This window comes from Streptomyces sp. NPDC006997 (genome assembly GCF_040635175.1).
GTDB lineage: Bacteria > Actinomycetota > Actinomycetes > Streptomycetales > Streptomycetaceae > Streptomyces.
Genome location: NZ_JBEYHH010000021.1, coordinates 88,385 through 114,170 on the forward strand (window position 1 = coordinate 88,385; position 25,786 = coordinate 114,170).

Consider the following 25,786-nt stretch of genomic DNA (forward strand, 5'->3'; position numbering starts at 1 on the left):
CGCCGGTTGCCGGTCCGGGGCCCGGGCCGCCCGGCCTTCTTGACGCCGGTTGCCCGGTCCGGGGCGCGGGCCCGGCGATCCGGGCTCCGGCTGCCCGGTCCGGGGCGGACGTCGGCCACGCGGGCGCGGGCCGGTCGGCCAGGATGCCGGTCGCCTGGTCCCGGACGGGGCCCGGCACGGGCGAGCGCGGTGCTGGCCTCGGCCACGCGGGCGCGGGCCGGTCGCTCACGGCGCCGGTTGTCGGGCCAGGGCCCGGGGGCCGGGGTCGGTCTGGTGGACGCGGGTCAGGGCGTCCAGTGCCTCGGCGGGCTGGACGCGCAGCAGCGCCGGGTCGGGGTGGTCGGCGTGGGGGTCGCCGTCCGGGCCCGGGTGCCAGAGGGCCTGGTGGCGTGGGTGCGGGGGCGGGCCCCAGCGGCTGGGGGGTACGGGGCCGAAGAGCGTCACCGAGGCGGTGCCGTGGGCGACCGCGAGGTGGGCGATGCCGGTGTCGCCGCTGAGGACGGCGTCCGCGTCGGCGACGAGCGCGGAGAGCCGGGGCAGGCTGAGCGTGCCGCCGAACAGGTCGGCGCCGGTCAGCCCCGCCCGCTGGCCGAGGCGGGCCACGAGCCCGGCCTCGCCCGCGCCCCCGGTGACCACGACCCGGTGTCCCCGCTCGCGCAGGGCGCGGGCGACGGTGGCGTACCGCTCGACGGGCCACTGCCGGGACGGGGCCCCGGCGCCGGGGTGCAGGACGACGGCGCCGGGCGCCGGTGAGGGGCCGGGCGGGCGCGGCAGCCGCAGGTCGGCGGCGTCGGCGTGGACGCCGTAGGCCGTCAGCAGCCGGCACCAGCGGTCCCGTTCGTGTTCCTCGGCGTACCAGGGCGGGCCCTCGATCTCGGGGGTGTCCGGGTGCGCGAAGGCGAACAGGCGGCGAGGGTGCAGGCGTTGCAGCAGCCGGTGGCTGGGGGGTCCGTTGCCGTGCAGGTCCACGGCGACGTCGGGCGGCGGCCCGGTCCACGCCAGCGCCCGGGGCACGGCACGCCCCGGCGCGGAGGCGGGGAGCAGCCGGTCGACGGCACCGGTCGCCTGGGCGACGGGCGCCAGCTCGGCGGGGGCGGCGAGGACCACCTCGTACTCCGGGAACCCGCGTCGCAGCGCCCGCAGCGCGGGCACCCCGGCGAGCAGGTCGCCGAGGCCGAGGGCACGGAGGACGAGGAGACGGGGGCGGGTGGTCACGGCGCACCCTCTCCCCTGGAGCCACCGGACGCCTCGGCACGGCCGCTCGCCTGCCGCGCGGCAGCCGCCGACGGCCCGGCCGGGCCGTCCCACCCGCCGGTCGGCGCGGCGGCGGCGGACCCGTCCGCCGCCCCGCCCCTCGCCCGTGCCAGCAGCTCCGTCGACGAGCGGCCGTCCAGGTAGGGCAGGAGGAGCGCCTGCCCACCCCACTCCTCCAGCAGCGCGGCCTCGGGCAGCTCCGCGCCCGCGTAGTCGCCGCCCTTGACCCAGACGTCGGGGCGCAGGGCGGTCAGGAGGCGTTCGGGGGTGTCCTCGTCGAAGACGGCGACGGAGTCGACGCAGGCGAGGGCGCGCAGCACGCGGACGCGGTCGGCGAGCGGGTTGACGGGACGCCCGTCGCCCTTGCGGCGGCGCACGGAGGCGTCGGAGTTGACGCACACGACCAGGCAGTCCCCGATGCGGCGGGCGGCCTGGAGCAGGCCGACGTGCCCGGCGTGCAGCAGGTCGAAGCAGCCGCCCGCGGCGACGACGGTGCCGCCGGTGGCGCGCACCCGTTCGGCGAGCGCGTACGGGTCCGCGGCCGGGAGCGCGGCCCGCTCCCGCCGCAGCGCCGCCCCGGCGCCGCCCGCGCCGACGAACCCGGTGGCCGCCGTCACGGCCCCCGCCACCGCCTCCTCCACCAGCACCCCGTCGGCGAGCAGCCCGGCGGCGGTCGCGGCGTACCGGTCGCCCGCGCCGCAGGCGTCGCCGTGGTGGGCGACGGGCGCGGGGACGAGCAGCGGGTGCTCGCCGTAGGAGAGCAGGGCGCCGCGCGGGCCGAGGGTGACCGTGACGGCTGCGGCCCGCCAGCGTCGTACGAGCGCGGCGGCCCCGTGGGCGACGGCGCGCAGGCCCTCGCCGACCTCCGCGAAGGCGCGGGCCTCCTTCTCGGCGGGGGTGACCAGGCGGGTGCCGGGGACGGGCGGGCCGCCGCGCGGGTGCGGGTCCCAGACCAGCGGCGGGTGCGCGGCGAGCGTGTCGCGGACGGCGTCGGCGGCGCCGCGGCCGTAGTCGGAGACGAGGACGGCCGGGGCGCGGCGGATCGCCTCGCGCGCGGTGTCGGTGGCCTCGCGGGTGCGGCCGTCGCCGCGGTCGAGGCGGACCACGGGCCGGTCCCCGGCGAGCACCCGGGTCTTCTCGGGCAGCGCGCCGGTCAGCGGCAGCGGCACCACCTCCACGTGTCCGTCGAGGAGGGCGCGGAGTTCCTGGCTGGCCCCGTCGTCGCCGAGGCCGGTGACCAGGGTGACCTCGCGGCCGTCGCGGGCGGCGAGGTACGCGGTGAGGGCGGCGCCGCCGGGCCGTCGCCGTCGCGCGCAGTCGGCGACGACGGGGACGGGCGCGTCGGGGGCGAGGCGTTCGGCGGTTCCGGTGAGGTCGTGGTCGAGGAGGGCGTCCCCGACCACGACGAGGGGTGCCTTGTCAGCCATGGGCCCTCCCGTCGGCGCCGTCGACGGCCGCGTCGAACGCCTCGCAGACCATGTGGACGGCGACCAGGTGCAGTTCCTGCACGGTCGCCGTCGACCCGGCGGCCACGCAGAGCGCCTCGTCGCTGCCCGCGAGCAGCGGGTTGGGCGCGGGTCCGGTGAGCGCCCACACCTCGCAGCCCGCCGCGCGGCCCGCGTCGGCGGCGGACAGCAGGTTGGCGCTGGCGCCGGAGGTGGACAGCAGCATCAGCACGTCGCCGGGGCGGCCGTGGGCGCGGACCTGGCGGGCGAAGACCTCGTCGACGCCGTAGTCGTTGGCGATGGCGGTGGTGCTTGAGGTGTCCGCGTGCAGGGCGAGCGCGGAGAACGGCGGCCGGTCGGCGCGGTAGCGGCCGACGAGTTCGGCGGTCAGGTGCTGGGCCTGCGCGGCGCTGCCGCCGTTGCCCGCGGCGAGCAGCCGCCCGCCGCCGCGCAGCACCGTGGCGAGCCGCTCGCCCCACCGCTGGGTGACCGCCACCGAGCGGCGGAACTCCGCGATGGCGTCGCTCAGTTCGTCGCAGTGCGCGGCCAGGGGGTTGGCCTCGACGCTCATCACGCCACCTCCGTCGACATCGCGTGCCCGACCGTGACGTGCCGGTACACCTGCTCGGCGCCGTCCGCGACCCGCTGCCAGGTGAAGCGGGCGAGGACGCGTGCGCGGCCCGCGTCGCCGTAGCGGTGGCGCAGTTCGGGGTCGGCGAGGAGTTCGCGGGTGACGGCGGCCAGCGCGCCGGGGTCGCCCTGCGGGACGAGGCGTCCGGTGACGCCGTCGGCGACGGAGTCGCGGTGTCCGCCGACGTCGGTGGCGACGACGGGCACGCCGCACGCCATCGCCTCCAGCGGGACGATGCCGAACGGCTCGTAGACGGGGGTGCACAGCACGAGGTCGGCGCTGCGCAGCAGCGCGGGCATCCGCGCGGGGTCGACGGCGCCCAGCAGCCGTACCCGGTCGGCGACGCCGTGCCGGTCGGCGAGCCGCAGCAGCCGCTCCGCCTCGGGTTCGGTGTCGAGCAGTCCGGGCGGCGGGCCGCCCGCGATGAGCAGTTCGGCGCGGGGGATCCGGGTGAGCGCGCGGATGGCCTGGTCGTAGCCCTTGCGGCGGACCAGGCGTCCGCAGGACAGCAGCCGGTGGCGGGCGTGACGGCCGGGGAGGCCCTTCTCCCGTCCGGTGCCGGGCCGGAAGTGCTGGACGTCCACACCGCACGGCACCACGGACACCTGCCGGGGCGGCACGCCGAGGTCGGCGAGTTCGTACACCTCGTCGGTGCAGGTCGCCAGGACGCGGTGGCAGGTGCGGCCGATCTGCCGCTCCACGCCGATGCGTTCGTACGGGCTGGTGTCCCGGCGGCCCTGGTGGCGCCGCTTGACGGTGCCGAGGGCGTGGTAGGTCTGCACGACCGGGACGGCGTGCGGGTGGGCGCCGATCTGGGCGGCCATGCCGGACATCCAGAAGTGCGCGTGCACGATGTCGGGCCGCTCCTGCTCCCAGGCGCGCGCCAGGGAGGCGCCGAAGCCGGGCATGTGCTCGAACAACTCGTCCTTGGGCAGCGGGGCCGCCGGCCCGGCGGGCACGTGCTCGACGGTCCCGCCGCCGGGCAGCGGCACCCGCACCGGCAGGTCGGCGGCGTCGCGCCGGGTGTAGACGGTCACGTCGTGGCCGCGGCGCGCCAACTCCTCGGTGAGGCGGGCCACGTACACGTTCTGGCCCCCGGCGTCGGGGCCGCCGAGCGCGGCGAGCGGGCTCGCGTGCTCGGACACCATGGCGATCCTCATCGGGTCACCTCCTTCAGCAGCCGCTCCCAGTCGTCCAGGAAGCGGGTCAGCCCGTAGCGGGCGAGTGCCGCCGCGCGGGCCCCGTCGCCGACCACGCGCGCGTGCAGCGGGTCGGCGACGAAGTCCCGTACGGCGTCGGTCAGTACGTCGACGCGGTTGGAGACCACCCCGGCGCCGGGCGGCACCGCCTCGGTGACCTCGGTGGTGGCGAGCGCGACCACCGGCATCCCGAGGAACATGGCCTCCAGCAGGGACAGCCCGAGGGAGGTCCAGCGCACGGGGTGCAGGTAGAGGCGGCGCCGGGCCATCTCGGTGTGCAGGTCGGCCTGCGCGAGTTCATGGGTGCGGCAGGGTTCGGGCAGGGTGGTGAGCCGCTCGGTGCCCATGCCGAACACGTCGAGCGGCGCGGCGCGGGCGAACGCGGGCAGCAGGTCGGTGCCGGTGGTACGGCCCCTGCGGACGGGTTCGTTGACGACGACGGCGGCCCGCGGCAGCTCCCCGCTCCAGCGGTGCCCGGGGTCGACGACGCCGTGTTCGATCACCTCCGTGGGGAGGGCGCCGTTGTCCCACATCAGCCGGTTGAAGTGGGTGACGTGGACGAGGGTGACGCCGGGGATGTCGGCGGCCGGGTGCCGGGTGTCGGGGACGTTGCCGTGCGGGGCGTTGTGCTCCAGGTAGACCAGCGGCGGCCGGCGGCCCAGCCACCGGTCGACGAGGGCGGGTTCGTGGGGGCGCTGGAGGACGACGACATCGATGTCGGTGTCCCGCAGCCGTTCCGGCGCCACCTCCACGACGCTGTCCGGCCAGTCGAAGGTGCGGGCGCGGCCGAGGCCGTCGGGTCCGCGGTCGGGGGTGACGGGGACCAGGTAGGTGTGCGGGCCCTGGACGAAGGACGTGGTCCAGGAGCCGTGCACGTGCCAGATGAGGATGTTCACGGCTGCATCACCTTCTCCACTGCGACCAGGACGTCCTGGGCGGTCACCGTCTCCAGGCACGGGTGGCCCGGCACGGGGCACCTGCGGGCGCGGCTGCCGGCGCACGGCGCGTCCTGGTCGCCGAGCAGCACGTAGGGGACGCCGTAGGGCCGCCAGCGTTCGGCGGGTACGACGGGAGCGAACAGGGAGACGACGGGGGTGCCGACGGCGGCGGCGAGGTGCGCGGGACCGGTGTTGCCGGTGACGACGGCGGCGGCGCGGGCGAGCACCCCGGCGAGTGCGGGGGCGCCGGTGCGCCCGCCGAGGTCGAGCGCGTCGCCGCCCGCGACCCGCGCGGTCAGCTCCCGCTCCCCCGCGCCGCCGGTCACCACCACCCGGTGCCCGGCCGCCGTCAGCTCGGCCACGGCCTCGGCGCACCGCCCGGCGCTCCAGGCGCGGGCCGGGACGCTCGCGCCGGGGTGGACGACGACGTACGGCCCGGCACCGGTCAGCGCGGTGGTGTCGGGCGGCGGCAGCACGCGCGGCAGCCCGTCGTCCACGGCCGGGTACCCGGCCGCCGCCGCCAGCTCCAGCGCCGCCTCCACCTCGTGGGCGTGCGGGGGGCGGTGGTGCCGTACGTCGAGCAGGGACCCGGGGTAGTCCTCGCTGTCCGCGGCGATCCGGGCGACCCCGGCGAGCCGGAGCAGCAGGGCGGTGGGCAGCGGGGACTGGTGGAAGGAGGTCAGGATGAGCGCCGTGTCGGCGTCGATCCGCCCGGTCAGTCCGGTGATCTCGGCGGGGCGCACCGGCGGCGGCGTGAACCCGGCCCAGGGGGCGTCCCAGACGACGACCTCGTCGACGCCGGGCAGCATCCGGGCGGCGGGCGCGCCGAGCGGTCCGCACAGCACCGTCACCGAGTCGGCGCGGGCGGCGACGGCGCGGACGGCGGGCCCGGCGAGGAGCACGTCCCCGAAGCTGTCCAGCCGGACGACGAGGGCCTTCACACCGGCCTCCCCGGGGTCCGGGGGGCGAGCAGGGCCCGCACCGCCGAGGCGAGGTCGGGCTCCGCGTGCTCGGCGGCGGCCGTCTCCTCCGGCCGGGTCGTGCCGTTCGGTACGAGGATCCCGTGTGCGCCCGCCCGCCGGGCGGCCTCGACGTCGGCGCCGATGTCACCGACCACGGCGCAGTCGGCCGGGTGGGTGCACAGCCGTCCCGCGGCCCACAGCACGAGCCCCGGTTCGGGCTTGCGGCAGTGGCAGCCGTCGTCGGGCCCGTGCGGGCACACCGCCCACACGTCGAACGGCCCGAGGAGGGCGTCGACCCGCTCGTTGACCTTGCGCACCTCGCCCTCGGTGAGCAGCCCGCGGGCGATCCCGGACTGGTTGGTGACGACGCCGGTGCGCACGCCCCGCGACCGCAGCAGCGCCAGCGCGGCCTCGGCCCCGGGGACCGGGCGGACGAGCGCCGGGTCGCCGTTGTAGGGGACGTCCTCGACGAGGGTGCCGTCCCGGTCGAACAGCACGGTCCGCACGGTCATCGCGCCACCTCCCGCCAGGGCGGGGCGTTCCGGTACCGCCACCGTCCGGTCAGCCAGTGCCAGCTGGCCAGCGGCGGGATCAGCGCGCTGGTGACGGCCATGGTCGTGACCTCGTGGCGGGTGCGCGGCCCCGGCGCGATCCGCGACCAGGCGAACTCGGCGGTACCGAGCGCCCACCCGGTCGCGGCGACCGTGGCGGCCCGGCGGCGCCCGGTCAGCGCCAGCGCCACGGCCGCGGCGCCCGCCCCGGTGACGGCGAGGTGCCCGCGCAGCCGCCCGCGCGGCGCGACGGCCCGGTGCCACCAGTTCGGCCCGTGCAGCCGCAGCATCAGCGCGTCGTCGGCGTTGCCTCGCTGGGAGCGCAGGGAGACCCAGCGGTCGGCGGGGCGCACGGGGTGCCGGGTGGTGCGGCGGCCCTGCCGGATGCGCCAGCCCGCGTCCAGGAGCCGCAGCGCGAGGTCGGCGTCCTCGCGGAAGGCGTGCGGGAAGCGTTCGTCGAAGCCGTCGACCTGCTTGAGGGCGTCGGTGCGGTAGGCCATGTCGGCGGTGATCCAGCGGGCCCGCGCGAGGGCGGCGGTGTTGCGTTCCCAGTCGGTCGGGCGGCGCGCCCCGGGCAGGGGTACGGCGATGACGCCCTGGACGCCCGCGATGTCGGGGCCCGCCTCGTCGAGGTCCTGGGTGAGCTGCTCGCACCAGTGCGGGCCCACCTGGACGTCGTCGTCGAGGAACGCGGCCCACGGGGAGGCGACGGCGCGCGTCCCGGTGTTGCGGGCGGCGGCGGGCCCCCGTCCCCCGCCGCGCAGCACGGTCGTCCGGTCGCGCAGGTCGCCCAGGACGCTCAGCGGGTGCTGGAGGTCGGCGCGGTCGGGGTCGGGCCGGTCGTCGACGACGACGATCTCCCGTGGCTTGGGCCCGGTCGCGGCGGCGAGCGCGGCGAGGCAGTCGGCGAGGGTGTCCCGCACCAGGGTGGGGATCACCACGGCGTAGTCGGTCATATCCGGCCGCTCCCTCCGTAGGCCCGTCCCCGGCGCACCGCGAACGGCCCGACGGCCAGCAGGTCCACCGGCGCCGAGCCGAAGCACTCCAGGGCGTCGCGCGGGTCGTCGACCATGGGGCGCCCGGCGGTGTTGAGGCTGGTGTTGACGACGACGGGCAGCCCGGTGCGCCGTTCGAAGCCGCGCAGCATCCGTGCCACCAGCGGCTCCCGCCGCTCGTCGACGGTCTGGATGCGGGCGGTGCCGTCGACGTGCACGACGGCCGGGATGCGGTCCCGCCACTCCCGTGCGACGTCGTGCACGAAGAGCATGTACGGGCTCGGCATCGGCCCCTCGAACAGCTCCGGCGCCCGCTCGGCCAGCACCATCGGCGCGACCGGCCGGAACTCCTCGCGCCCCTTGACGCCGTTGAGCCGCTCCAGGTTCTCCGCCCGCCCGGGGTGCGCGAGCAGCGACCGGTGCCCGAGCGCGCGTGGCCCGTACTCGCTCCGGCCCTGGAACCAGGCGACGACCCCGTCCCCGGCCAGTTCCTCCGCGACCGTCTCGGCGATGTCGTCGGGCAGCTCGTACGGTACGGCGGCGGCGTCCAGCCAGGCCCGCAGCTCCTCGTCGCTCCAGCCGCGCCCGAGGTCGGCGCCGGGCATGGGTTCGGGCCGCCCGGTCAGGTGCAGGGCGCTCCCGAGGGCGGTCCCGGCGTCCCCGGCGGCGGGCTGGACCCACACGTGCCGGTACGGGCCTCGCGCGGCGATCTTCGAGTTGGCGACGCAGTTCAGCGCGACGCCGCCCGCCAGGGCGAGGGCGTCCCCGCCCGCCTCGGTGTGCAGCCAGGTCGCCAGCTCCAGGAGGGTCTCCTCCAGCACGGCCTGGGTGCTGGCGGCGAGGTCGGCGTGGTCCTGAGTCCAGGGCTCGCCCGGCGCGCGGGCGGGCGCCAGTTCGGCCCACTCGACGCCGTGCGCGCGGAAGCCGCCGTCGCCGGTGGCGTGCACGTACTGGCGCAGCTGGTCGAGGAAGCGGGGCTTGCCGTAGGAGGCGAGCGCCATGACCTTGTACTCGTCGCTGCTGCGCAGGAACCCCAGGTGCTCGGTCAGCTCCTCGTAGACCAGGCCGAGGGAGTCCGGCAGCGCCTGCGCGGCCAGCGTGCGCAGGCGGCCGTCCTGGTAGCGCCCGGCGAGGTGGGAGGCGGCCTCACCCCGGCCGTCCAGGACGAGGACGGCGCTGTCGGGGTGCGGGGAGGCGGGGGCGGCGGAGGCGGCGTGCGCCACGTGGTGCGGCACGAAGACGACCTTCTCGGGGTCGAGCCCCGGCAGCGCCTCGGCGAGGAACTCGGGGGCGCGGCGCGCGTACTCCTGGCGCAGCGGGTCCCACGGGTCGTCGAGGCCCTGGTCGCGGGCGGGCCGGGCGAGCGCCGGGTCGTAGGAGTACGTGACGGCGTCCAGCTCGTCGGCGCGCAGTCCGGCGTGCTCCAGACACCAGCGGGCCGACAGCTCGGGCAGCTCCCAGGCGGAGAACGGCACCGGGCGTTTGCCGTGCTTGCGGCGGCTGAAGCGCTCCTCCTCGGCCGCCGCGACGGTCCGGCCGTCGACGACCAGGGCGGCGGCCGGGTCGTGGAACAGGGCGTTGATACCAAGGATGCGCATGGGGTGCTCCGTCCCGTACGGCGTGCGGGGGACTCGGCTAACGCGGGTGCCATTTTGAGGTTGTCTCAAACACTTGAAGACAACTTCACCCCGTATGAGCCGATTTCATACACTCTGTAACGGAAGTGTGGACGGCGCGGCCCGATGGTCAGGCGGCGACCGACTCCGTGAACCAGCCCACGGTCCGCTCCAGGCCCTCGCGCCAGTCGACGCGCGGCCGCCAGTCCAGCAGTTCCCGGGCCAGCCGGGTGTCGGGACGGCGGCGCCCGGGGTCGTCGACGGGGCGGGCCACGAACCGGATCGGGGAGCGCGACCCGGTGAGGTCGACGATGTGGCGGGCCAGCTCCAGCATGGTGATCTCGTCGTCGCCGCCGATGTTGACCGGTCCGGGCGCGCCGGACGCGGCGAGCGCGAGGACGCCGTCCACGGTGTCGTCGACGTAGCACAGGGAACGGGTCTGGCTGCCGTCCCCGGCGACGGTCAGCGGGCCGCCGGCCAGCGCCTGGGCGACGAAGGTGGGCACGGCGCGGCCGTCCCCGGTGCGCATCCGGGGGCCGTAGGTGTTGAAGATGCGGACGATCGCGGTGTCCGTGGCGTGCACCCGGCGGTAGGCGGCGACCAGCGCCTCGGCGAACCGCTTGGACTCGTCGTACACGCTGCGCGGCCCGATCGGGTTGACGTTGCCCCAGTAGCCCTCCCGCTGCGGGTGCTCCAGCGGGTCGCCGTACACCTCGGAGGTGGAGGCGAGCAGAAAGCGGGCGTCGTCGCGCCGGGCGCGGTCCAGGGCGTGCCGGGTGCCGTTGCTGCCCACGTCGAGGGTCTCCAGGGGGAGCCGCAGGTAGTCGACGGGGGAGGCGGGGCAGGCGAAGTGCAGGACGAGGTCGAAGCGGCCGGGCAGGGCCCGCCAGGCGGCCGGGTCGGTGGCGTCGGCGGAGACGAACCGGAATCCGCTCTCACGTTCGAGTTCCATGGTGTTCGCCGGTGAGCCGGTGGACAGGTTGTCCAGGCACACGACCTCGCACCCGGCGTCGAGCAGTCGACCGCACAGGTGCGACCCCAGGAACCCGGCCCCGCCGGTCACCAGCACGCGCTGCCACGCCGGACGACCGTGTCCCCCGGAGACCACCTGCGCCTTCACGTGTCCGTCCACGGGCGGCTCCTCACTCTCAGGCGATCGCTCGAACGCCGCCGCGAGTACCCCGCCGGAGAACTTAGCAGCGGAAGAAACCGTTCTGAATACGTATGCACCAAGAAGTGAATCGCGCACGTCCCGCTGTCTAGGATCCCGATGTGGTCACCTTTCACCTGGAACGCACGGCACCGCTTCCCGCCCCGGAGTCCTGGCGCCGCCTGACCGACTGGCCCCGGCACGGCGCCGCCGTCCCGCTCACCCGGGTCACGGTCGAGACCGCGCCGCCCACCCGCCCGGGCACGGTCTTCGTGGCCCGCTCCGGCGTGGGACCGCTCGCCTTCGACGACCGCATGGAGGTCGTTCTCTGGCAGCCCCCGGCGGACGACGCGGCGGGCCGCTGCCGACTGGAGAAACGGGGGCGGGTGGTACGCGGCTGGGCGGAGATCGAGGTCCGGCCGCGTCCGGACGGCGGCTCCCTGGTCGTGTGGCGCGAGGAGATCGGCGTACGACTCCTGCCCGGGGCCGCGGACCCGCTGCTGCGGGGGGCGTCGCGGGTGGTGTTCGGGCGGGCGGTGGAGCGGTTGCTGCGGATGCCGTGACGGAGGGGCGGAAGTGCTGGTGGGCGCTCGGGAGGGGCCCTGCGTCCTCTCGCACCCGAGGGTGCTCGCGCGTGTGTAGCCGCCGCGCGACGCGGCCCGCTGGCCCCGGCCCGCCGCTGAACGGCTGCTACGCCACCGACCCGACCCGCCTCACCTCCCCCGACGGCGCGTCATGGTGGATCGGCGTGTGGGCCCCCGTGAGCGACACCCCGCTGCCGCCCCGCCGCTCGGCGACGATCTCCGCGGCGATGGACAGCGCGGTCTCCTCCGGGGTGCGCGCGCCCAGGTCGAGGCCGATGGGCGACCGCAGCCGCGCCAGCTCCGGGTCGGTGACGCCGACCTCGCGCAGCCGGGCCTCCCGGTCCAGGTGGGTGCGGCGGGAGCCCATGGCGCCGACGTAGGCGACGGGCAGCCGCAGGGCGAGCCGGAGCAGGGGGACGTCGAACTTGGCGTCGTGGGTGAGGACGCACAGCACGGTACGGGCGTCGACGGGGGTGCGGGCGAGGTACTCGTGGGGCCACTCGACGACGACCTCGTCCGCGTCGGGGAAGCGGGCCGGGGTGGCGAAGACGGGGCGGGCGTCGCACACCGTCACCCGGTAGCCGAGGAAGGCACCGGCCTTCGCCAGGGCGGCGGCGAAGTCGACCGCGCCGAAGACGATCATCCGGGGCGCCGGTACCGACGACTCGACCAGCACCGTGAGCGGCGCCCCGCACCGCGAGCCCCGCTCCCCGATCTCCAGGGTGCCGGTGCGCCCGGCGTCCAGGAAGGCGCGGGCCTCGGCGGCGACCGTGCGGTCCAGCTCCCGGTGGGCGCCGAAGCCACCGTCGTAGGAGCCGTCGGGCCGGACCAGCAGGGCCCGCCCGCGCAGCTCGGCGGGACCGGAGACGACCCGGGCCACGGCGGCCGTCTCCCCCGCCGCCGCGGCGGCCACCGCGCCGGCGACCACCGCCCGCACCGCGTCCCCCACCCGCACCGGCGTCACCAGCACGTCGATGACGCCCCCGCAGGTGAGCCCGACCGCGAAGGCGTCGTCGTCGCTGTAGCCGAACCGCTCCAGTACCGTCCGCCCGTCGGTCAACGCCTGTTGGCACAGCGCGTAGACGGCGCCCTCCACACAGCCGCCGGAGACCGAGCCGACCGCCGTGCCGTCGGCGTCCACCGCGAGGGCGGCGCCCACCTGGCGCGGGGCGCTGCCCCCGACCGCGACCACGGTGGCCACGGCGAAGTCACGTCCCCGCCCGGCCCACCGGTGCAACTCCTCGGCGATGTCCAGCATCTCCCGGTCTCCTTCAAGCAGCGGGCGTAAGCGAACGAGTGACCCGGTAGCCGACCTACCGCACGCCCAGCCACCCCTCGATCGGGTGGAGGGCGGGCAAGACGACGAAGACCGCCGTCAGCGCCCACATGAAGGCGCCGGTCTCCCGAGCCTTGCCCTGCGCGGTCTTGATCGCCACATGGGAGACGACCCCGGCGGCGACCCCGGCCGTGATCGCGTAAGTGAACGGCATGACCACCACGGTGAGGAGGACCGGGACCGCGGTCGCGCGGTCGGCCCAGTCCACGTGCCGGGCGTGGGTCGTCATCAGCGCCCCGATGACGACGAGCGCCGCGGCGGCCACCGAACGGGGCTACGGGGTAGCGGTGCCCGTGAGGTGCTCGGGCCGTACCGGCGTCCGGTCCAGCTCCAGCCCGGTCGCGTCGCGGATCGCCGCGAGGACGGCCGGGGTGGAGGACAGGGTGGGCGCCTCACCGACGCCGCGCAGCCCGTACGGGGCGTGCTCGTCGGCGAGTTCGAGAAGGTCGACGGGCATGGTCGGCGTATCGAGAATGGTCGGAATCAGATAGTCAGTGAACGAGGGGTTCCGGACCTTGGCGGTCTTCGGATCGACGACGATCTCCTCCATCACCGCCACCCCCAGTCCCTGCGTCGTACCCCCCTGGATCTGCCCGATCACCGACAACGGGTTGAGCGCCTTCCCGACGTCCTGGGCACAGGCCAGCTCGACGACCTTGACCAGCCCCAGCTCGGTGTCGACCTCGACGACGGCGCGGTGCGCGGCGAAGGAGTACTGCACGTGCCCGTTGCCCTGCCCGGTGCGCGGGTCGAAGGGCTCGGTGGGCCGGTGCCGCCACTCCTCCTCGACCTCGACCGCCTCCTCCCCCAGCACGTCCACCAGGTCGGCGAGCACCTCGCCCCCGTCGGTGACGACCTTGCCGCCCTCCAGCAGCAGCTCGGCGGTGGCCCAGGCGGGGTGGTACGACCCGAGCCTGCGCCGCCCGATCTCCAGCACCCGCTCCCGCACCAGTTCGCAGGCGTTCTTCACGGCGCCCCCGGTGACGTACGTCTGCCGGGAGGCGGACGTCGAACCGGCGCTGCCCACCCGGGTGTCCGCGGGCTGGATGGTCACCTGGGCGACCCCCAGCTCACTCCGCGCGATCTGGGCGTGCACGGTCACCCCGCCCTGCCCGACCTCGGCCATCGCGGTGTGCACGGTGGCGACGGCCTCACCGCCGACCACCTCCATCCGCACCCTGGCCGTGGAGTAGTCGTCGAACCCCTCGGAGAACCCGACGTTCTTGATGCCGACCGCGTACCCGACCCCGCGGACGACGCCTTCCCCGTGGGTGGTGTTGGACAGACCGCCGGGCAACTGCCGTACGTCGGCGCCCTCGCTGCTCTCCCACTGCCGCTCCGGCGGCATCGGCATCGCCTTGACCCGGCGCAGCAGTTCGGCGACCGGCGCCGGGGAGTCGACGCGCTGCCCCGTCGGCATCAGCGTGCCCTGCTCCATGGCGTTGCGCTGCCGGAACTCCACCGGGTCCATGCCCAGCCGCTTGGCCACCTTGTCCATCTGCGCCTCGTACGCGAAGCACGCCTGCACGGCCCCGAACCCCCGCATGGCCCCGCACGGCGGATTGTTCGTGTAGAGGGCGAGGGCCTCGATCTCCACGTCATCGACCGCGTACGGGCCCACCCCGAGCGACGAGGCGTTGCCGACCACGGCCGGGGAGGACGAGGCGTACGCGCCGCCGTCCAGCACGATCCGGCACTTCACATGGGTGAGCTTGCCGTCCCGGGTGGCGCCGTGCTCGTAGGTCAGCCTGGCGGGGTGGCGGTGGACGTGCCCGAAGAAGGACTCGAACCGGTTGTAGACGATCTTCACCGGCTTCCCGGTCCGCAGCGCCAGCAGACAGGCGTGGATCTGCATGGACAGATCCTCCCGCCCCCCGAACGCGCCGCCGACCCCGGAGAGCGTCATCCGCACCTTCTCCTCGGGCAGCCCGAGGACCGGGGCGATCTGCCGCAGATCACTGTGCAGCCACTGCGTGGCGACGTACAGCTGCACGCCCCCGTCCTCGTCCGGCACGGCGAGCCCGGACTCGGGCCCGAGAAAGGCCTGGTCCTGCATCCCGAAGACGTACTCCCCCCGCACCACCACATCCGCCTTCGCACTGGCCGTGGCCACGTCCCCCCGCACGATGGGCTGCCGATGCACGATGTTGGGATGCGGCACGTGCCCGGCGGTGGGGGTCCCCCCTGGACCGGAGCTTGCCGGAGGCCCCTGGGGGAGATCGTCCCGCCCCTCGTGCACGAGAACGGCACCCGGCGCAAGAGCCGAGGCCTCGTCAGTGATGACGGGCAGCTCCCGGTACTCGACCCGGATCCTCGCCGCGGCACGACGCGCCGTCTCCGGATGGTCGGCGGCGACGATGGCGACGGGCTCCCCGTGGTGCCGCACCTTCCCGTGGGCGAGCACCGGGGTGTCCCGGATCTCCAGCCCGTAGTGCTTCACCTCGGTCGGCAGGTCGTCGTACGTCATCACGGCGTACACACCGGGCAGCGCGAGCGCCTCCCCCGTGTCGATCGAGACGATCTCGGCGTGGGCGACGGTGGAGCGCAGGACCTGCCCCCAGAGCATGTCCTCGTGCCACATGTCGGAGGAGTACGCGAACTCACCGGTGACCTTGAGGGTGCCGTCGGGCCGGAGCGTCGACTCCCCGATGCCGCCCCTGGTCCCGGCCCCCTGGGTGATCTTCGTGGGTGCGCCGTTGGTCGGCATGGATCAGACCGCCTCTCCCTGCCGGGCGGCCGCGAGCCGGACCGCGTCCAGGATCTTCTCGTAGCCGGTGCACCGGCACAGGTTGCCCGACAGCGCCTCCCGGATGTCCGCGTCGGACGGGTCGGGGTTGTGCTCCAGCATCTCGTCGGCGGCGACGAGCAGCCCCGGCGTGCAGAACCCGCACTGCACGGCACCGGCGTCGATGAACGCCTGCTGGACGGCGGAGAGTTCCCCCTCGGCGCCACCGCTCCCCCGCTTCCGGGCGTACTCGGCGAGTCCTTCGACGGTGACGACGTCGCGCCCCTCGGCCTGCCCGGCGGCCACCAGACACGAGCAGACGGGCACCCCGTCGAGCCGTACGGTGCACGACCCGCACTCCCCCTGCTCACAGGCGTTCTTGGACCCGGGCAGCCCGAGCCGTTCCCGCAGCACGTACAGCAGGGACTCGCCCTCCCACACGTCGTCGGCTTCCTGCGGACGGCCGTTGACCGTGAAACTGACGCGCATCAGGCGACTCCCTCCGTGGCGCGGGCGGTGCCGCGGTAGGACTCCCAGGTCCAGGTCAGGGTCCGGCGGGCCATGACGCCCACCGCGTGACGGCGGTAACCGGCGGTCCCGCGTACGTCGTCGATGGGGTTGCAGGCGGCCGCACACAGCGCGGCGAACTCCTTGGCCACGGACGGCGTGATGACCCTGCCGTTCTCCCAGAACCCCCCGTCCTCCAGGGCGGCGTTGAGGAACTCCTCGGCGGCGAGCGCGCGCACGGGGGTCGGGGCGGCGGACCCGATCCCGGTCCGCACCCGACGGCTTCCCGGGTGCAGGGCGAGCCCGAAGGCGCACACGGCGATGACCATGGCGTTCCTCGTCCCGACCTTCGAGAACTGCTGGGGCCCGTCCGCCTTGTCGATGTGCACGGCGCGGATCAGTTCGTCGGGCGCCAGCGCGTTGCGCTTCACGCCGGTGTAGAAGCGGTCGATGGGGATCATGCGCGAGCCGCGCACCGACTCGACCTCGACCTCGGCACCGGCGGCGAGGAGCGCGGGGTGGGCGTCCCCGGCCGGGGAGGCGGTGCCGAGGTTGCCGCCGACGCCGCCGCGGTTGCGGATCTGCGGGGAGGCCACGGTGTGCGAGGCGAGCGCGAGCCCCGGCAGCTCGGCACGGAGGTGCTCCATGATCCGGCTGTACGGCACGGAGGCCCCCAGCCGAACCCGCCGCTCTCCCACCTCCCACTCAAAGAGATCACCGACGCGATGGAGATCCATCAGGTATTCGGGCCGCCGATGGTCGAAGTTGATCTCGACCATCACATCAGTGCCGCCCGCAATCGGCACAGCGGTGGGGTGCTCGGCCTTCGCGGCGAGCGCCTCCTCCCAGCTGGCGGGGCGAAGGAAGTCCATGACCGGCTCTCTTCTTCGTCTCGTGGGTGCTTCGGATCGAGCCAATCCGGGTGCGGCGGGCGAGGCTCGTTCAGGTGCTGTTCACGCGGAGTGCCGCCAGTACACAGCGCCGTCCCCCACCCGGGTCAGTCACGGAAACCATGAAGGAGTTGGCTGGCCAGGCCGGTCATCTTGTAGATTCGTATGAAACGAGGCGCCTGGTTACCTCCACGATTTCCTGTGGAAACGTGAGAACACGTCGCGCCCCGCCTCCGAACCGGCAGCCCCCACCCGGACCACTCCCCCACCTCCCCCACACACACCACACCCCCACCCGATCCACCCACCATTTCGAGACAAAGAACGGCGGCGACGAGAATGCGGCTGCGCGCACTGCTGGACACCGATGCGCTGGGGCTGCGGCTGCTCGGCGGCGAGGACGAGCTGGACCGCACCGTACGGGGTGTGATGACGACGGACCTGCGGGACCCGAGCCGCTATCTCTCCGGCGGCGAACTGGTCCTCACGGGCCTAGCCTGGCGCCGGGACGCGACCGACTCCGACCCGTTCGTGCGCATCCTGGCGCAGGCGGGCGTGGCGGCCCTGGCGGCCGGTGAGGCGGAACTGGGCGACATCCCCGAGGACCTGCTCGTGGCCTGCGCCCGCCACCGACTCCCGCTCTTCGCGGTGCACGAGTCGGTGGCCTTCGCGACGATCACCGAGCACGTCGTACGGCAGGTCTCCGGCGAACGGGCGGGCGACCTGGCGGCGGTCGTGGACCGGCACCGCCGCATGATGACGGCGGGCCCGGCGGGCGGCGGCCCGGACGTGGTCCTGGACCTGCTCGGCTCCGACCTGGACCTGCGCGCGTGGGTGCTCTCCCCGACCGGCCGCCTGATCGCGGGCCCGAAGGCCAACGCCCCCGAGCTGCCGCCGGAGACGTGCGCGGCGCTGGCGGCGGAACACCTGTCGGCCACCCGTGCGGGCCGCCGCGCCCCGCACCGCGTCCTGCTCGGCGCGACCACCTACTCCCTCTTCCCGATCCGCGGCGGCGGCCGCTCCCCGCAGGGCACCCGGGACATCCGCGAGACGGTCCTCTCCGAGTGGCTGCTCGCGGTGGAGACGGACGCGGGCGACTGGCCGGAGGAACGCCTGGACCTGCTGTACGGCGTCACCCAGCTGATCGCGGTGGAACGGGACCGCCGGGACGCCGCCCGCACGGTCCGCCGCCGCCTCGCCCAGGAGGTACTGGAACTGGTCCAGGCGGGCGCGGCCCCGGCCGAGATCGCCGCCCGCCTCCGGGTGGCGGCCCCGGTCCTCCTCCCCGGCTCCGGCGCGGCCCCGCACTGGCAGGTGGTGGTGGCCAGCGTCGACTGGCAGGGCTACGACCTGGAGACGGGCGGGACGGCCCAGTCGCTCCTGGAGGAGGTCCTCGTCGACCCGCTCAGCACCGGCCCGGACCCCTCCGACCGGATAGCGGTCGCCCACACCGGTGAGGAGGCGATCGCCCTGATCCCGCTCCCGGCGGTCTCCACCGAGCACGACGGCTCGGAACAGGGCGTCCACGCCGACACCCTGCTGGACGCGATCCGCGCCCCGCTGACCTCCGGCCTCGACGACGACGGCCGGGTCACCCTCGGGGTCAGCGCGCCCGTGCACTCGGCGGAGGGCCTGCGCGGGGCGCTGGAGGAGGCCAGACACGCCCGCCGGGTGGCCGCGGCCCGCCCCGGCCGGGTCTGCGCCGCGGGTCACCAGGAACTGGCGTCGCACGTCCTGCTCCTGCCCTTCGTCCCGGACGACGTCCGCCGCGCCTTCACCGCCCGGCTGCTGGACCCCCTGCGCGACTACGACGGGCGGCACCGCGCCGAGCTGATCCCGACGCTGGAGGCGTTCCTCGACTGCGACGGCTCCTGGACGCGCTGTGCCTCCCGGCTCCACCTGCACGTCAACACGTTGCGCTACCGGGTGGGCCGCATCGAGCAGTTGACGGGCCGTGACCTGTCCCGCCTCGAAGACAAGCTGGACTTCTTCCTCGCGCTGCGCATGAGCTGACACCCGATCGACCGGATCTCCCCCCACTTTGTGAATTCCTTCACCCGCCCCCTTGGCCCGGCGCCCCGATCGGTGCTGGAATGCGACCACTCAACAGCTCGACGGCGCGCTCGGGGAGGGCAACGTGGCGCATCCCGCCATGTCTGGTACCGGAACGACCTCACAGAACGATCCCCTCCAGACCGCGGTATGGCGGCTGCGATCACGGGCCTGCTGGGCCGACGCGGCGGCCCTGCTCCGCCCGGACACCGCGGGCGCCGCGCTGCAACGGGCGGCGCTCCTCGGCGAGCGCTGCCTCTACACCGAGAAGGGCTGGGAGGAGGCCGAGGACGCGCTGCGCACGGCGGAGGCCCTCGCCCACACCGACGAGGAGCGCGGCGCCGCCGCCTGCGAACGCGGCCAGCTCGCGTACGCCGCCACGCTGCACGGCGTACGCGACCGGGCCGACGAGGCGCGGGCCGCGCTGGGCAGGGCGGCGGCGCTGATCCCACCCGGGACGCCGGGGCGCGCGGTCCTCGACTTCCGGCGGGGGCTGCTGGCGGAGAACCTCACGGGCGCGCCCCAGGCCGCCCGCGCGGCCTACCGGCGGGCCCACGCGGGCGCGACGGCGCACCCCGACGCGCTGTTGCTCTCCTTCACCTGGCGCCACCTCGCGGGGCTCGCGCTGCGCGACGGCGACCTGGCGGAGGCGCGGCACGGCTTCTCGGAGTCCCTCCGCATCCGTGAGGAACTGGGGTACCTCGTGGGGACGGCCCCTGCCCTGGTCTCCCTCGCCGCGACGGAGCCCGAACCGGAGGCGAGCCGCCTCCGCGAGGAGGCCCGCCGCCTGTTCCGCCTCCTCGGCGGCGTCCCCACCTGGCTCACCACCCAACTGACCCCACCAGCAGCGACGGCCTGACGCTGCCCCGGGGGGCTGCGCCCGCCCCGGCGCTGCGCGGTGCCGCCAGTCCGCGCTGACGCGGGGCGGGTGCGCGCGGCCCGGCGCGGCGGGGTGCCGCCAGTCCGCGCTGGCGCGGGGCAGGTGCGCGCGGCCCGGCGGGGTGCCGCCAGTCCGCGCTGACGCGGGGCAGGTGCGCGCGGCCCGGCGGGGTGCCGCCAGTCTGTGCTGACGCGGGGTGGGTGCGCGCGCCCACCCGTGCCGCCCCAGCGGCAGGACTGCCCGCAGCCAAGGCCGATGTGGCGGAGAGCCGCAGTCGCCGTACGACGGAAGGGGACGTGTCGGGGGGTGTCCGCCCGCAGTGGTTCGCGCGGAAAACCCCGTACACCCCCGAACCCACAGGGCGCGCGGTTCCGAGGACGGACACCCCCCGGCGCGGCCCCGACCCACCACCCGGCAGGCAGCGCTACACCAGCCACCCACCGGACAACAACAGGCCGCCGCAGGCGTCACGCCGCAGCGAAATGCCTCCGCACCAGCGACCGAGCCCCCTCCACATCACGCGCGATCAGCGCGTCCAGCAGCGCCGTGTGCTCCGTCGCGTCGGCCAGCAGGTCCGCGGCGGAGCGGACCAGGGGCCACTGCGCACGCCGGTGCAGATCCTCCGCGATCCGCACCAGCTCCGCGTTCCCGGCCAGCCCGAGCACCCCCCGATGAAACGCCCAGTCGGCCTCCGCGTACGTCGCCGGGCACCCCGCCCCCGCCGCCCGCACCGTGGCCTCCGCCAACGGCCGCAACTCAGCCCACCGCTCCCCCGGCACCGACCGCGCCAGCCGCAACACCACCGGCACCTCGATCAGCTCCCGCACCTCCGCCAGCTCCGCCAGCTCCCGCTCCCCCCGCCGCACCACCCGGAACCCCCGGTTCGGCACGACCTCCACCGCCCCCTCCAACGCCAGCTGCTGCATGGCCTCCCGCACCGGCGTGGCCGACACCCCGAACCGCTCCCCCAACACCGGCGCCGAGTACACCTCCCCCGGCACCAACTCCCCCGCCACCAACGCCGCCCGCAACGCGTCCAGCACCTGCCCCCGCACAGACGCCCGCTGCACCACCCCCCGCGCCCCCGCCACCTCACCGTGCGCGTGCTCCCCACGACCCCCCTGCTCGGGCACCCGCTCGACCCGCTCACCGGCAACACCCACAGAGCCCCGCGCCGGCGACCGCACCCCCTGCTCCACAGGTCCTCCCAAGGCTCCACATGGTCAACACTCAGGGCAGTTGACGACGTCTTGTTACTCACCCGTCAAGCACCTTAGGCGCACACCCCCACCATGCAAACTCCCCCCAGCCCCGGGTAAGGTAAGCCTTGCCTACAAGCTGACGTGAATCGGTGGTCACACATGCCCGCACCCCACTCGGCGGTCACGGACGCGTACACCCGCCTCACCGAGGCGTACCCCTACCTCACGATCACGGAGCTGCCCCCCGGCACCCCACCCCCCGCAGGCGACGGCTGGGTCACCGCGGCGGCCCTGGCCACCGACACCCCCGCCCTGGACAGGTTCCTCGCCTGGGACGACGAGCAGACCCAACGCGACTACCACCGCCGCGCCCGCCCCGACGTCGTCGCCAGCTTCGGCCTGCACCGCTACGTCTGGCCCGCCTGCCTCCTCGTCACCGTCCCCTGGTTCCTGCACCGCCGCGTCCCCCGCTACCCCGCGACCCACGTCTCGTACGACCGTACGGCGGGCCGCATGGCGCTGCACCCCACCACCGCGCCCACCCCCTTCGCCTGCCTCCCGGACGACCCGGCGGCCACGCTCCCCGGCGCCCGGACGGTCCCCGACGAGGAAGCGCTCCGCGCCGAGGTCCGTGCCGCGATAGCCGAGCACGTCGAACCGCTCCTCGCCGCCTTCGGCCCGAGGACGCGCCGCCGGGGCAGGGCACTGTGGGGCATGGTGACGGACGACGTCGTCGAGGGCCTGTGGTACATCGCCCGGCACCTCGGCGAGGAGGACCGCGCCATCCGCGAACTGGAGGCCCTGTTCCCCGGCACGAGCGCCACCAAGCCGTACCTCGGCCCCCCGGCCTTCCGCGCGTCCCGCACCCCCGACGGCCAGCCGACCGCCACCCGCGACCGGGCGAGTTGCTGCATGTTCTACACGGTGGTCCCGGAGGACATCTGCGACACCTGCCCCCGCACCGGCGCACAGTCCCGCAAAGCCAACGCCCCCACGCCCACCCCCGCCTGACAGCACGTCAACAACTCACCCCCCGCACGTCGAGTAAGATCACCCGCGAGCGTGACACCCGTACGGTTACAGCCGATTCACAACTTCCTCACGCCCCCCGGAAACTTTCCGCGGAACCACCCGTACGGGTAGTCTTATTCGAACTCAACTCCCGCCCGTCAAGCGGCAGTTCGAGCAGAACGCCGCCCTGGGCTCCCCACGCCCCCACCTTGGCGGCCTCTTGCCCCGAAACCCCCTGAGGCGCGGCGGGTTTGGGCCACCATGGCGGGCGTTACGCCCTATCCCAGTTGCAAGGGACCCCAGATGAGACTGACCGACATATCGCTGAACTGGCTGCTACCGGGCGCCGTACTGCTCCTGGGCATGGTGGCGGCGGTAGCGGTGCTCGCGCACGGCAAGCGCACCCTGGCCAAGGAAGCGAGCGCGGACGACTCGTGGGAGCGCGCGGAGGAGCGCCGCAGACGCAAGGAGGCGCTCTACGGCACCGTCTCCTACATCCTGCTCTTCTGCTGCGCGGCGGTCGCCGCCGCCCTCTCCTTCCACGGCCTGGTCGGCTTCGGCGAGCAGAACCTCGGCCTGAGCGACGGCTGGCAGTACCTGGTCCCGTTCGGTCTGGATGGCGCGGCGATGTTCTGCTCCGTGCTCGCGGTGCGCGAGGCCAGCCACGGTGACGCGGCGCTCGGCTCCCGGATACTCGTATGGACGTTCGCGTTCGCCGCGGCCTGGTTCAACTGGGTGCACGCGCCCAGGGGCACCGGCCACGCCGGGGCCCCGCACTTCTTCGCGGGCATGTCCCTGTCGGCGGCCGTCCTCTTCGACCGCGCCCTGAAGCAGACCCGCCGCGCCGCGCTGCGGGAGCAGGGCCTGGTACCGCGCCCGCTGCCGCAGATCCGCATCGTCCGCTGGCTGCGGGCGCCCCGCGAGACCTACCGCGCCTGGTCGCTGATGCTCCTGGAGAACGTGCGCAGCCTGGACGAGGCCGTCGAGGAGGTCCGCGAGGACAAGCGCCAGAAGGAGGAGTCGCGCCTGCGCCGCCGGGACCAGCAGCGCCTGGAGCGCGCCCAGCTGAAGGCGATCAGCCGGGGCCACCGCGGCTTCGTCGGCCGGGGCGGCGGACGCCAGGTGGAGCTGCCCACCGTGGAGCGCGCCGACATGACGACCACCGCGGAGCCTGCCATATCGGCGTCACCGACGCCCGAACAGCTCCCGGTCCGCACCCGCCCGTCGCTCCAGCCGGTCCGCACCACCACCTCTGACCCGGTCAAAGTAGATCTGACCGCGGAGGACGACACGATGGCCCTGCCGCGCCTGGACTCCCTGGAGCGCAAGCTCAAGGACCTGGAGCAGCAGTTCGGCTGACCCGGGCCCAGGGCCTGTCCGCCCCTTCCCGCCCGCTCAGCCCTTCGGGCGACGACGGGAAGGGGCGGACAGGCCCTGGCACGAAAGGGCGGGAGCGCAACCGAAGGACCGCGCTCCCGCCCTCCTCACACCCTCAGACGGCGATCTCGAACCACACGGCCTTCCCCACCCCGTGCGCCCGCACCCCCCACGCGTCCGCCAGCGCCTGCACCAGCACCAGCCCCCGCCCGTGCGTCCCGTCACCGCTGTCGGCCGCCGTACACACCAGGGGCGGCCGGGCGACGAAGTCCCGCACCTCCACCCGCAGCCCGCGCTCCCCCACGACCGCCGTCAGGAAGGCGTCGGCGTCGGTGTGCACGAGCGCGTTGGTGACCAGCTCGCTGGTGAGCAGTTCCGCGGCCTCGCACCGCCCGGACACACCCTGGTCCCGCAAGAGCTGCCGCAGCGCCCGCCGGGCCTCGGGCACCGCCCTCAGGTCGGCCCGGCCCAGTCTGCGCCGGAGCCGTGACGTCTCCACGGCCCCCTCCGCCTCGGTCCCGATGGCCGCGGGACCGCCCCCTCGTACCTGCCTCTTCATGACCCCCGCCTGCGTGCCGATGTCGGTTCCCCTCCTGCTCGAACACGTTCACGGAATCCATGCCCCGTGGGTACCGCCCCAGACATGCAGGGCCGTCAACGACCACCCCAAGCCAAAACTGGCCGAAATGCAAAGGCCAGCGACCGACGACGGTCCTCACCACACCCCTACGGCCGAGGCACGTTCCGCAGGTTGGACCGAGCGATCTGCACCATCCGCCCCACCCCGCCGTCCAGCACGATCTTCGAGGCGGAGAGCGCGAACCCGGTCACCATCTCCGCGCTGATCCGCGGCGGAATGGACAGCGCGTTGGGATCGGTCACGACGTCGACCAGCGCGGGCCCCTTGTGCTGGAAGGCGGCCTTCAGCGCACCGGCGAGCTGCTTGGGCTTCTCCACCCGCACCCCGTAGGCCCCGCAGGCCCGGGCGACGGCGGCGAAGTCGGGGTTCTTGTTGGTGGTGCCGTAGGAGGGCAGCCCGGCGACGAGCATCTCCAGCTCGACCATGCCCAGCGAGGAGTTGTTGAACAGCACCACCTTCACGGGCAGGTCGTACTGCACCAGCGTCAGGAAGTCCCCCATCAGCATGGAGAAGCCGCCGTCCCCCGACATCGACACGACCTGCCGCCCCCGGTCGGTGAACTGCGCGCCGATCGCCATGGGCAGGGCGTTCGCCATCGACCCGTGGGAGAAGGACCCGATGATGCGACGGCGCCCGTTGGGCGAGATGTAGCGGGCGGCCCACACGTTGCACATCCCGGTGTCCACGCTGAACACCGCGTCGTCGGCGGCGACCTCGTCGAGCACCGAGGCGACGTACTCGGGATGGATGGGGACGTGCTTGTCGACCTTCCGCGTGTACGCCTTGACGACCCCCTCCAACGCGTCCGCGTGCCGCTTCAGCATCTTGTCGAGGAAGCGCCGGTTCTCCTTGACCCGCACCCGGGGGATGAGACAGCGCAGGGTCTCCTTCACGTCCCCCCACACGGCGAGGTCGAGCTTCGAGCGACGGCCGAGGTGCTCGGGCCGTACGTCGACCTGCGCGATGGTCACGTCGTCGGGCAGGAAGGCGTTGTAGGGGAAATCAGTCCCGAGCAGGATCAGCAGGTCACACTCGTGGGTGGCCTCGTAGGCGGCCCCGTAGCCCAGCAGCCCACTCATCCCCACGTCGAACTCGTTGTCGTACTGGATCCACTCCTTCCCCCGCAGCGCGTGCCCCACGGGCGACTTGATCCGCCCGGCGAGTTCCATGACCTCGGCGTGCGCGCCCGCGGTGCCGCTGCCGCAGAACAGGGTGACCTTGTTCGCCCGGTCGATCAGCTCGACGAGCCGGTCGATCTCGGCGTCCCCGGGGCGGACGGTGGGCCGGGAGGTGACGAGGGCGGTCTCGGCGGCCTTCTCGGGAGCGGGCTGCGAGGCGATGTCACCGGGCAGCGAGACCACGCTGACGCCGCCGCGTCCGACCGCGTTCTGGATGGCGGTCTGCACCAGCCGCGGCATCTGCTTCGGACTGGAGATCAGCTCGCTGTAGTGGCTGCACTCACGGAACAACTGGTCCGGGTGGGTCTCCTGGAAGTACCCGAGCCCGATCTCGCTGGACGGGATGTGCGAGGCGAGGGCGAGCACGGGCGCCATGGAGCGGTGGGCGTCGTACAGACCGTTGACGAGGTGCAGGTTGCCGGGGCCGCAGGAACCGGCGCAGGCGGCGAGCTGCCCGGTGACCTGCGCCTCCGCCCCGGCGGCGAACGCGGCGGTCTCCTCGTGGCGCACGTGGATCCAGTCGATGCCGGAGGTGCGGCGGATCGCGTCGACGACCGGGTTGAGGCTGTCCCCGACGACGCCGTAGAGCCGTTTGACTCCGGCGCGGACGAGGATGTCGACGAACTGCTCGGCGACGTTCTGCTTGGCCATGGATCCCTGCAC

Annotated in this window: 22 protein-coding genes and 1 pseudogene; 5 read left to right on the forward strand and 18 right to left on the reverse strand. The window is 74.7% G+C overall.

Features of this window, described 5'->3' with window-relative positions:
* Positions 1 to 225: 225 nt before the first annotated feature.
* The 10 genes from ABZ659_RS21920 to ABZ659_RS21965 all read right to left on the reverse strand — a co-directional run bounded on the left by ABZ659_RS21920 (position 226) and on the right by ABZ659_RS21965 (position 10,723).
* Positions 226 to 1,215 (reverse strand): glycosyltransferase family 9 protein, encoded by a 990-nt coding sequence (locus ABZ659_RS21920; protein ID WP_360222548.1) that lies wholly within the window; start codon positions 1,213 to 1,215, stop codon positions 226 to 228.
* A complete protein-coding gene (rfaE2, locus tag ABZ659_RS21925) occupies positions 1,212 to 2,681 on the reverse strand; it encodes a D-glycero-beta-D-manno-heptose 1-phosphate adenylyltransferase (protein WP_360222551.1) in 1,470 nt (489 codons plus the stop codon). The genes ABZ659_RS21920 and rfaE2 overlap by 4 nt, the downstream gene beginning before the upstream one ends.
* The gene (locus tag ABZ659_RS21930) at positions 2,674 to 3,270 is read right to left on the reverse strand and encodes an SIS domain-containing protein (RefSeq protein ID WP_360222554.1); all 597 of its coding nucleotides are present in this window, start codon (positions 3,268 to 3,270) and stop codon (positions 2,674 to 2,676) included. Before ABZ659_RS21930 ends, rfaE2 begins: the two co-directional genes overlap by 8 nt.
* Positions 3,270 to 4,490, reverse strand: a complete 1,221-nt coding sequence (locus tag ABZ659_RS21935; RefSeq protein WP_360222557.1) for a glycosyltransferase — start codon at positions 4,488 to 4,490, stop codon at positions 3,270 to 3,272. Before ABZ659_RS21935 ends, ABZ659_RS21930 begins: the two co-directional genes overlap by 1 nt.
* Positions 4,487 to 5,425, reverse strand: a complete 939-nt coding sequence (locus ABZ659_RS21940; protein ID WP_360222560.1) for a glycosyltransferase — start codon at positions 5,423 to 5,425, stop codon at positions 4,487 to 4,489. The genes ABZ659_RS21935 and ABZ659_RS21940 overlap by 4 nt, the downstream gene beginning before the upstream one ends.
* A complete protein-coding gene (locus ABZ659_RS21945; RefSeq protein WP_360222563.1) occupies positions 5,422 to 6,408 on the reverse strand; it encodes a glycosyltransferase family 9 protein in 987 nt (328 codons plus the stop codon). Before ABZ659_RS21945 ends, ABZ659_RS21940 begins: the two co-directional genes overlap by 4 nt.
* Positions 6,405 to 6,941, reverse strand: coding sequence for an HAD family hydrolase (locus ABZ659_RS21950; protein WP_360222566.1), 537 nt, complete (start codon positions 6,939 to 6,941; stop codon positions 6,405 to 6,407). Before ABZ659_RS21950 ends, ABZ659_RS21945 begins: the two co-directional genes overlap by 4 nt.
* Positions 6,938 to 7,936, reverse strand: a complete 999-nt coding sequence (locus ABZ659_RS21955; protein WP_360222569.1) for a glycosyltransferase — start codon at positions 7,934 to 7,936, stop codon at positions 6,938 to 6,940. The genes ABZ659_RS21950 and ABZ659_RS21955 overlap by 4 nt, the downstream gene beginning before the upstream one ends.
* Positions 7,933 to 9,573 carry a carbamoyltransferase C-terminal domain-containing protein gene (locus ABZ659_RS21960; RefSeq protein WP_360222572.1) on the reverse strand — a complete coding sequence of 547 codons (1,641 nt, stop codon included), beginning with the start codon at positions 9,571 to 9,573 and terminating at the stop codon, positions 7,933 to 7,935. The genes ABZ659_RS21955 and ABZ659_RS21960 overlap by 4 nt, the downstream gene beginning before the upstream one ends.
* Positions 9,574 to 9,721: 148 nt before the next feature.
* The gene (locus tag ABZ659_RS21965; RefSeq protein WP_360222575.1) at positions 9,722 to 10,723 is read right to left on the reverse strand and encodes a UDP-glucuronic acid decarboxylase family protein; all 1,002 of its coding nucleotides are present in this window, start codon (positions 10,721 to 10,723) and stop codon (positions 9,722 to 9,724) included.
* A 140-nt stretch (positions 10,724 to 10,863) separates the two neighbouring features.
* Here ABZ659_RS21965 and ABZ659_RS21970 point away from each other — a divergent pair, with 140 nt between their 5' ends.
* Entirely contained in the window at positions 10,864 to 11,304 is a 441-nt protein-coding gene (locus ABZ659_RS21970) for an SRPBCC family protein (protein WP_360222578.1), read from the forward strand.
* A gap of 127 nt (positions 11,305 to 11,431) precedes the next feature.
* Here ABZ659_RS21970 and ABZ659_RS21975 read toward each other — a convergent pair whose 3' ends face one another.
* The 5 genes and pseudogenes from ABZ659_RS21975 to ABZ659_RS21995 form a co-directional block, all read right to left on the reverse strand.
* Positions 11,432 to 12,583, reverse strand: a complete 1,152-nt coding sequence (locus tag ABZ659_RS21975) for an XdhC family protein (RefSeq protein WP_360222581.1) — start codon at positions 12,581 to 12,583, stop codon at positions 11,432 to 11,434.
* Between the two features lie 55 nt (positions 12,584 to 12,638).
* A pseudogene (locus tag ABZ659_RS21980) lies at positions 12,639 to 12,926 on the reverse strand (NCS2 family permease); the annotation flags it as partial.
* Positions 12,927 to 12,935: 9 nt separating this feature from the next.
* The gene (locus ABZ659_RS21985) at positions 12,936 to 15,368 is read right to left on the reverse strand and encodes a molybdopterin cofactor-binding domain-containing protein (protein WP_360222584.1); all 2,433 of its coding nucleotides are present in this window, start codon (positions 15,366 to 15,368) and stop codon (positions 12,936 to 12,938) included.
* A 3-nt stretch (positions 15,369 to 15,371) separates the two neighbouring features.
* A complete protein-coding gene (locus ABZ659_RS21990) occupies positions 15,372 to 15,875 on the reverse strand; it encodes a (2Fe-2S)-binding protein (protein ID WP_360222587.1) in 504 nt (167 codons plus the stop codon).
* The gene (locus ABZ659_RS21995) at positions 15,875 to 16,765 is read right to left on the reverse strand and encodes an FAD binding domain-containing protein (protein ID WP_360222590.1); all 891 of its coding nucleotides are present in this window, start codon (positions 16,763 to 16,765) and stop codon (positions 15,875 to 15,877) included. Before ABZ659_RS21995 ends, ABZ659_RS21990 begins: the two co-directional genes overlap by 1 nt.
* Positions 16,766 to 17,122: 357 nt before the next feature.
* Between ABZ659_RS21995 and ABZ659_RS22000 the strand changes: the two genes are divergently transcribed.
* Both ABZ659_RS22000 and ABZ659_RS22005 read left to right on the forward strand, forming a co-directional pair.
* Positions 17,123 to 18,796: a PucR family transcriptional regulator ligand-binding domain-containing protein gene (locus tag ABZ659_RS22000; RefSeq protein ID WP_360222593.1), complete on the forward strand. Its 1,674-nt coding sequence runs from the start codon at positions 17,123 to 17,125 to the stop codon at positions 18,794 to 18,796.
* Positions 18,797 to 18,935: 139 nt separating this feature from the next.
* Positions 18,936 to 19,694, forward strand: coding sequence for a hypothetical protein (locus ABZ659_RS22005; RefSeq protein ID WP_360222596.1), 759 nt, complete (start codon positions 18,936 to 18,938; stop codon positions 19,692 to 19,694).
* A 488-nt stretch (positions 19,695 to 20,182) separates the two neighbouring features.
* Here ABZ659_RS22005 and ABZ659_RS22010 read toward each other — a convergent pair whose 3' ends face one another.
* Positions 20,183 to 20,848, reverse strand: a complete 666-nt coding sequence (locus ABZ659_RS22010) for a GntR family transcriptional regulator (protein WP_360222599.1) — start codon at positions 20,846 to 20,848, stop codon at positions 20,183 to 20,185.
* Positions 20,849 to 21,076: 228 nt separating this feature from the next.
* Here ABZ659_RS22010 and ABZ659_RS22015 point away from each other — a divergent pair, with 228 nt between their 5' ends.
* The gene (locus ABZ659_RS22015) at positions 21,077 to 21,928 is read left to right on the forward strand and encodes a (2Fe-2S)-binding protein (RefSeq protein ID WP_360222602.1); all 852 of its coding nucleotides are present in this window, start codon (positions 21,077 to 21,079) and stop codon (positions 21,926 to 21,928) included.
* Positions 21,929 to 22,231: 303 nt separating this feature from the next.
* Positions 22,232 to 23,287 carry a DUF2637 domain-containing protein gene (locus ABZ659_RS22020; RefSeq protein WP_360222605.1) on the forward strand — a complete coding sequence of 352 codons (1,056 nt, stop codon included), beginning with the start codon at positions 22,232 to 22,234 and terminating at the stop codon, positions 23,285 to 23,287.
* 133 nt (positions 23,288 to 23,420) lie between these two features.
* On the opposite strand, the gene ABZ659_RS22025 is transcribed toward ABZ659_RS22020, so the two are convergent.
* Positions 23,421 to 23,864 carry an ATP-binding protein gene (locus ABZ659_RS22025; protein WP_360222608.1) on the reverse strand — a complete coding sequence of 148 codons (444 nt, stop codon included), beginning with the start codon at positions 23,862 to 23,864 and terminating at the stop codon, positions 23,421 to 23,423.
* A 167-nt stretch (positions 23,865 to 24,031) separates the two neighbouring features.
* Positions 24,032 to 25,774, reverse strand: a complete 1,743-nt coding sequence (locus ABZ659_RS22030; protein WP_360222611.1) for a pyruvate dehydrogenase — start codon at positions 25,772 to 25,774, stop codon at positions 24,032 to 24,034.
* Positions 25,775 to 25,786 lie beyond the last annotated feature (12 nt).

What these genes read in the sequence shown, in the direction of transcription:
- ABZ659_RS21935 (WP_360222557.1), bottom strand. Translation starts at nt 4,490, where the DNA reads ATGAGGATCGCCATGGTGTCCGAGCACGCGAGCCCGCTCGCCGCGCTC.
- ABZ659_RS22005 (WP_360222596.1), top strand. Translation starts at nt 18,936, where the DNA reads ATGTCTGGTACCGGAACGACCTCACAGAACGATCCCCTCCAGACCGCG.
- ABZ659_RS21955 (WP_360222569.1), bottom strand. Translation starts at nt 7,936, where the DNA reads ATGACCGACTACGCCGTGGTGATCCCCACCCTGGTGCGGGACACCCTC.
- ABZ659_RS21985 (WP_360222584.1), bottom strand. Translation starts at nt 15,368, where the DNA reads ATGCCGACCAACGGCGCACCCACGAAGATCACCCAGGGGGCCGGGACC.
- ABZ659_RS22020 (WP_360222605.1), top strand. Translation starts at nt 22,232, where the DNA reads ATGAGACTGACCGACATATCGCTGAACTGGCTGCTACCGGGCGCCGTA.
- ABZ659_RS22030 (WP_360222611.1), bottom strand. Translation starts at nt 25,774, where the DNA reads ATGGCCAAGCAGAACGTCGCCGAGCAGTTCGTCGACATCCTCGTCCGC.
- ABZ659_RS21995 (WP_360222590.1), bottom strand. Translation starts at nt 16,765, where the DNA reads ATGGACTTCCTTCGCCCCGCCAGCTGGGAGGAGGCGCTCGCCGCGAAG.
- rfaE2 (WP_360222551.1), bottom strand. Translation starts at nt 2,681, where the DNA reads ATGGCTGACAAGGCACCCCTCGTCGTGGTCGGGGACGCCCTCCTCGAC.
- ABZ659_RS21975 (WP_360222581.1), bottom strand. Translation starts at nt 12,583, where the DNA reads ATGCTGGACATCGCCGAGGAGTTGCACCGGTGGGCCGGGCGGGGACGT.
- ABZ659_RS22025 (WP_360222608.1), bottom strand. Translation starts at nt 23,864, where the DNA reads ATGAAGAGGCAGGTACGAGGGGGCGGTCCCGCGGCCATCGGGACCGAG.
- ABZ659_RS22000 (WP_360222593.1), top strand. Translation starts at nt 17,123, where the DNA reads ATGCGGCTGCGCGCACTGCTGGACACCGATGCGCTGGGGCTGCGGCTG.
- ABZ659_RS21930 (WP_360222554.1), bottom strand. Translation starts at nt 3,270, where the DNA reads ATGAGCGTCGAGGCCAACCCCCTGGCCGCGCACTGCGACGAACTGAGC.
- ABZ659_RS21960 (WP_360222572.1), bottom strand. Translation starts at nt 9,573, where the DNA reads ATGCGCATCCTTGGTATCAACGCCCTGTTCCACGACCCGGCCGCCGCC.
- ABZ659_RS21990 (WP_360222587.1), bottom strand. Translation starts at nt 15,875, where the DNA reads ATGCGCGTCAGTTTCACGGTCAACGGCCGTCCGCAGGAAGCCGACGAC.
- ABZ659_RS22015 (WP_360222602.1), top strand. Translation starts at nt 21,077, where the DNA reads ATGCCCGCACCCCACTCGGCGGTCACGGACGCGTACACCCGCCTCACC.
- ABZ659_RS21950 (WP_360222566.1), bottom strand. Translation starts at nt 6,941, where the DNA reads ATGACCGTGCGGACCGTGCTGTTCGACCGGGACGGCACCCTCGTCGAG.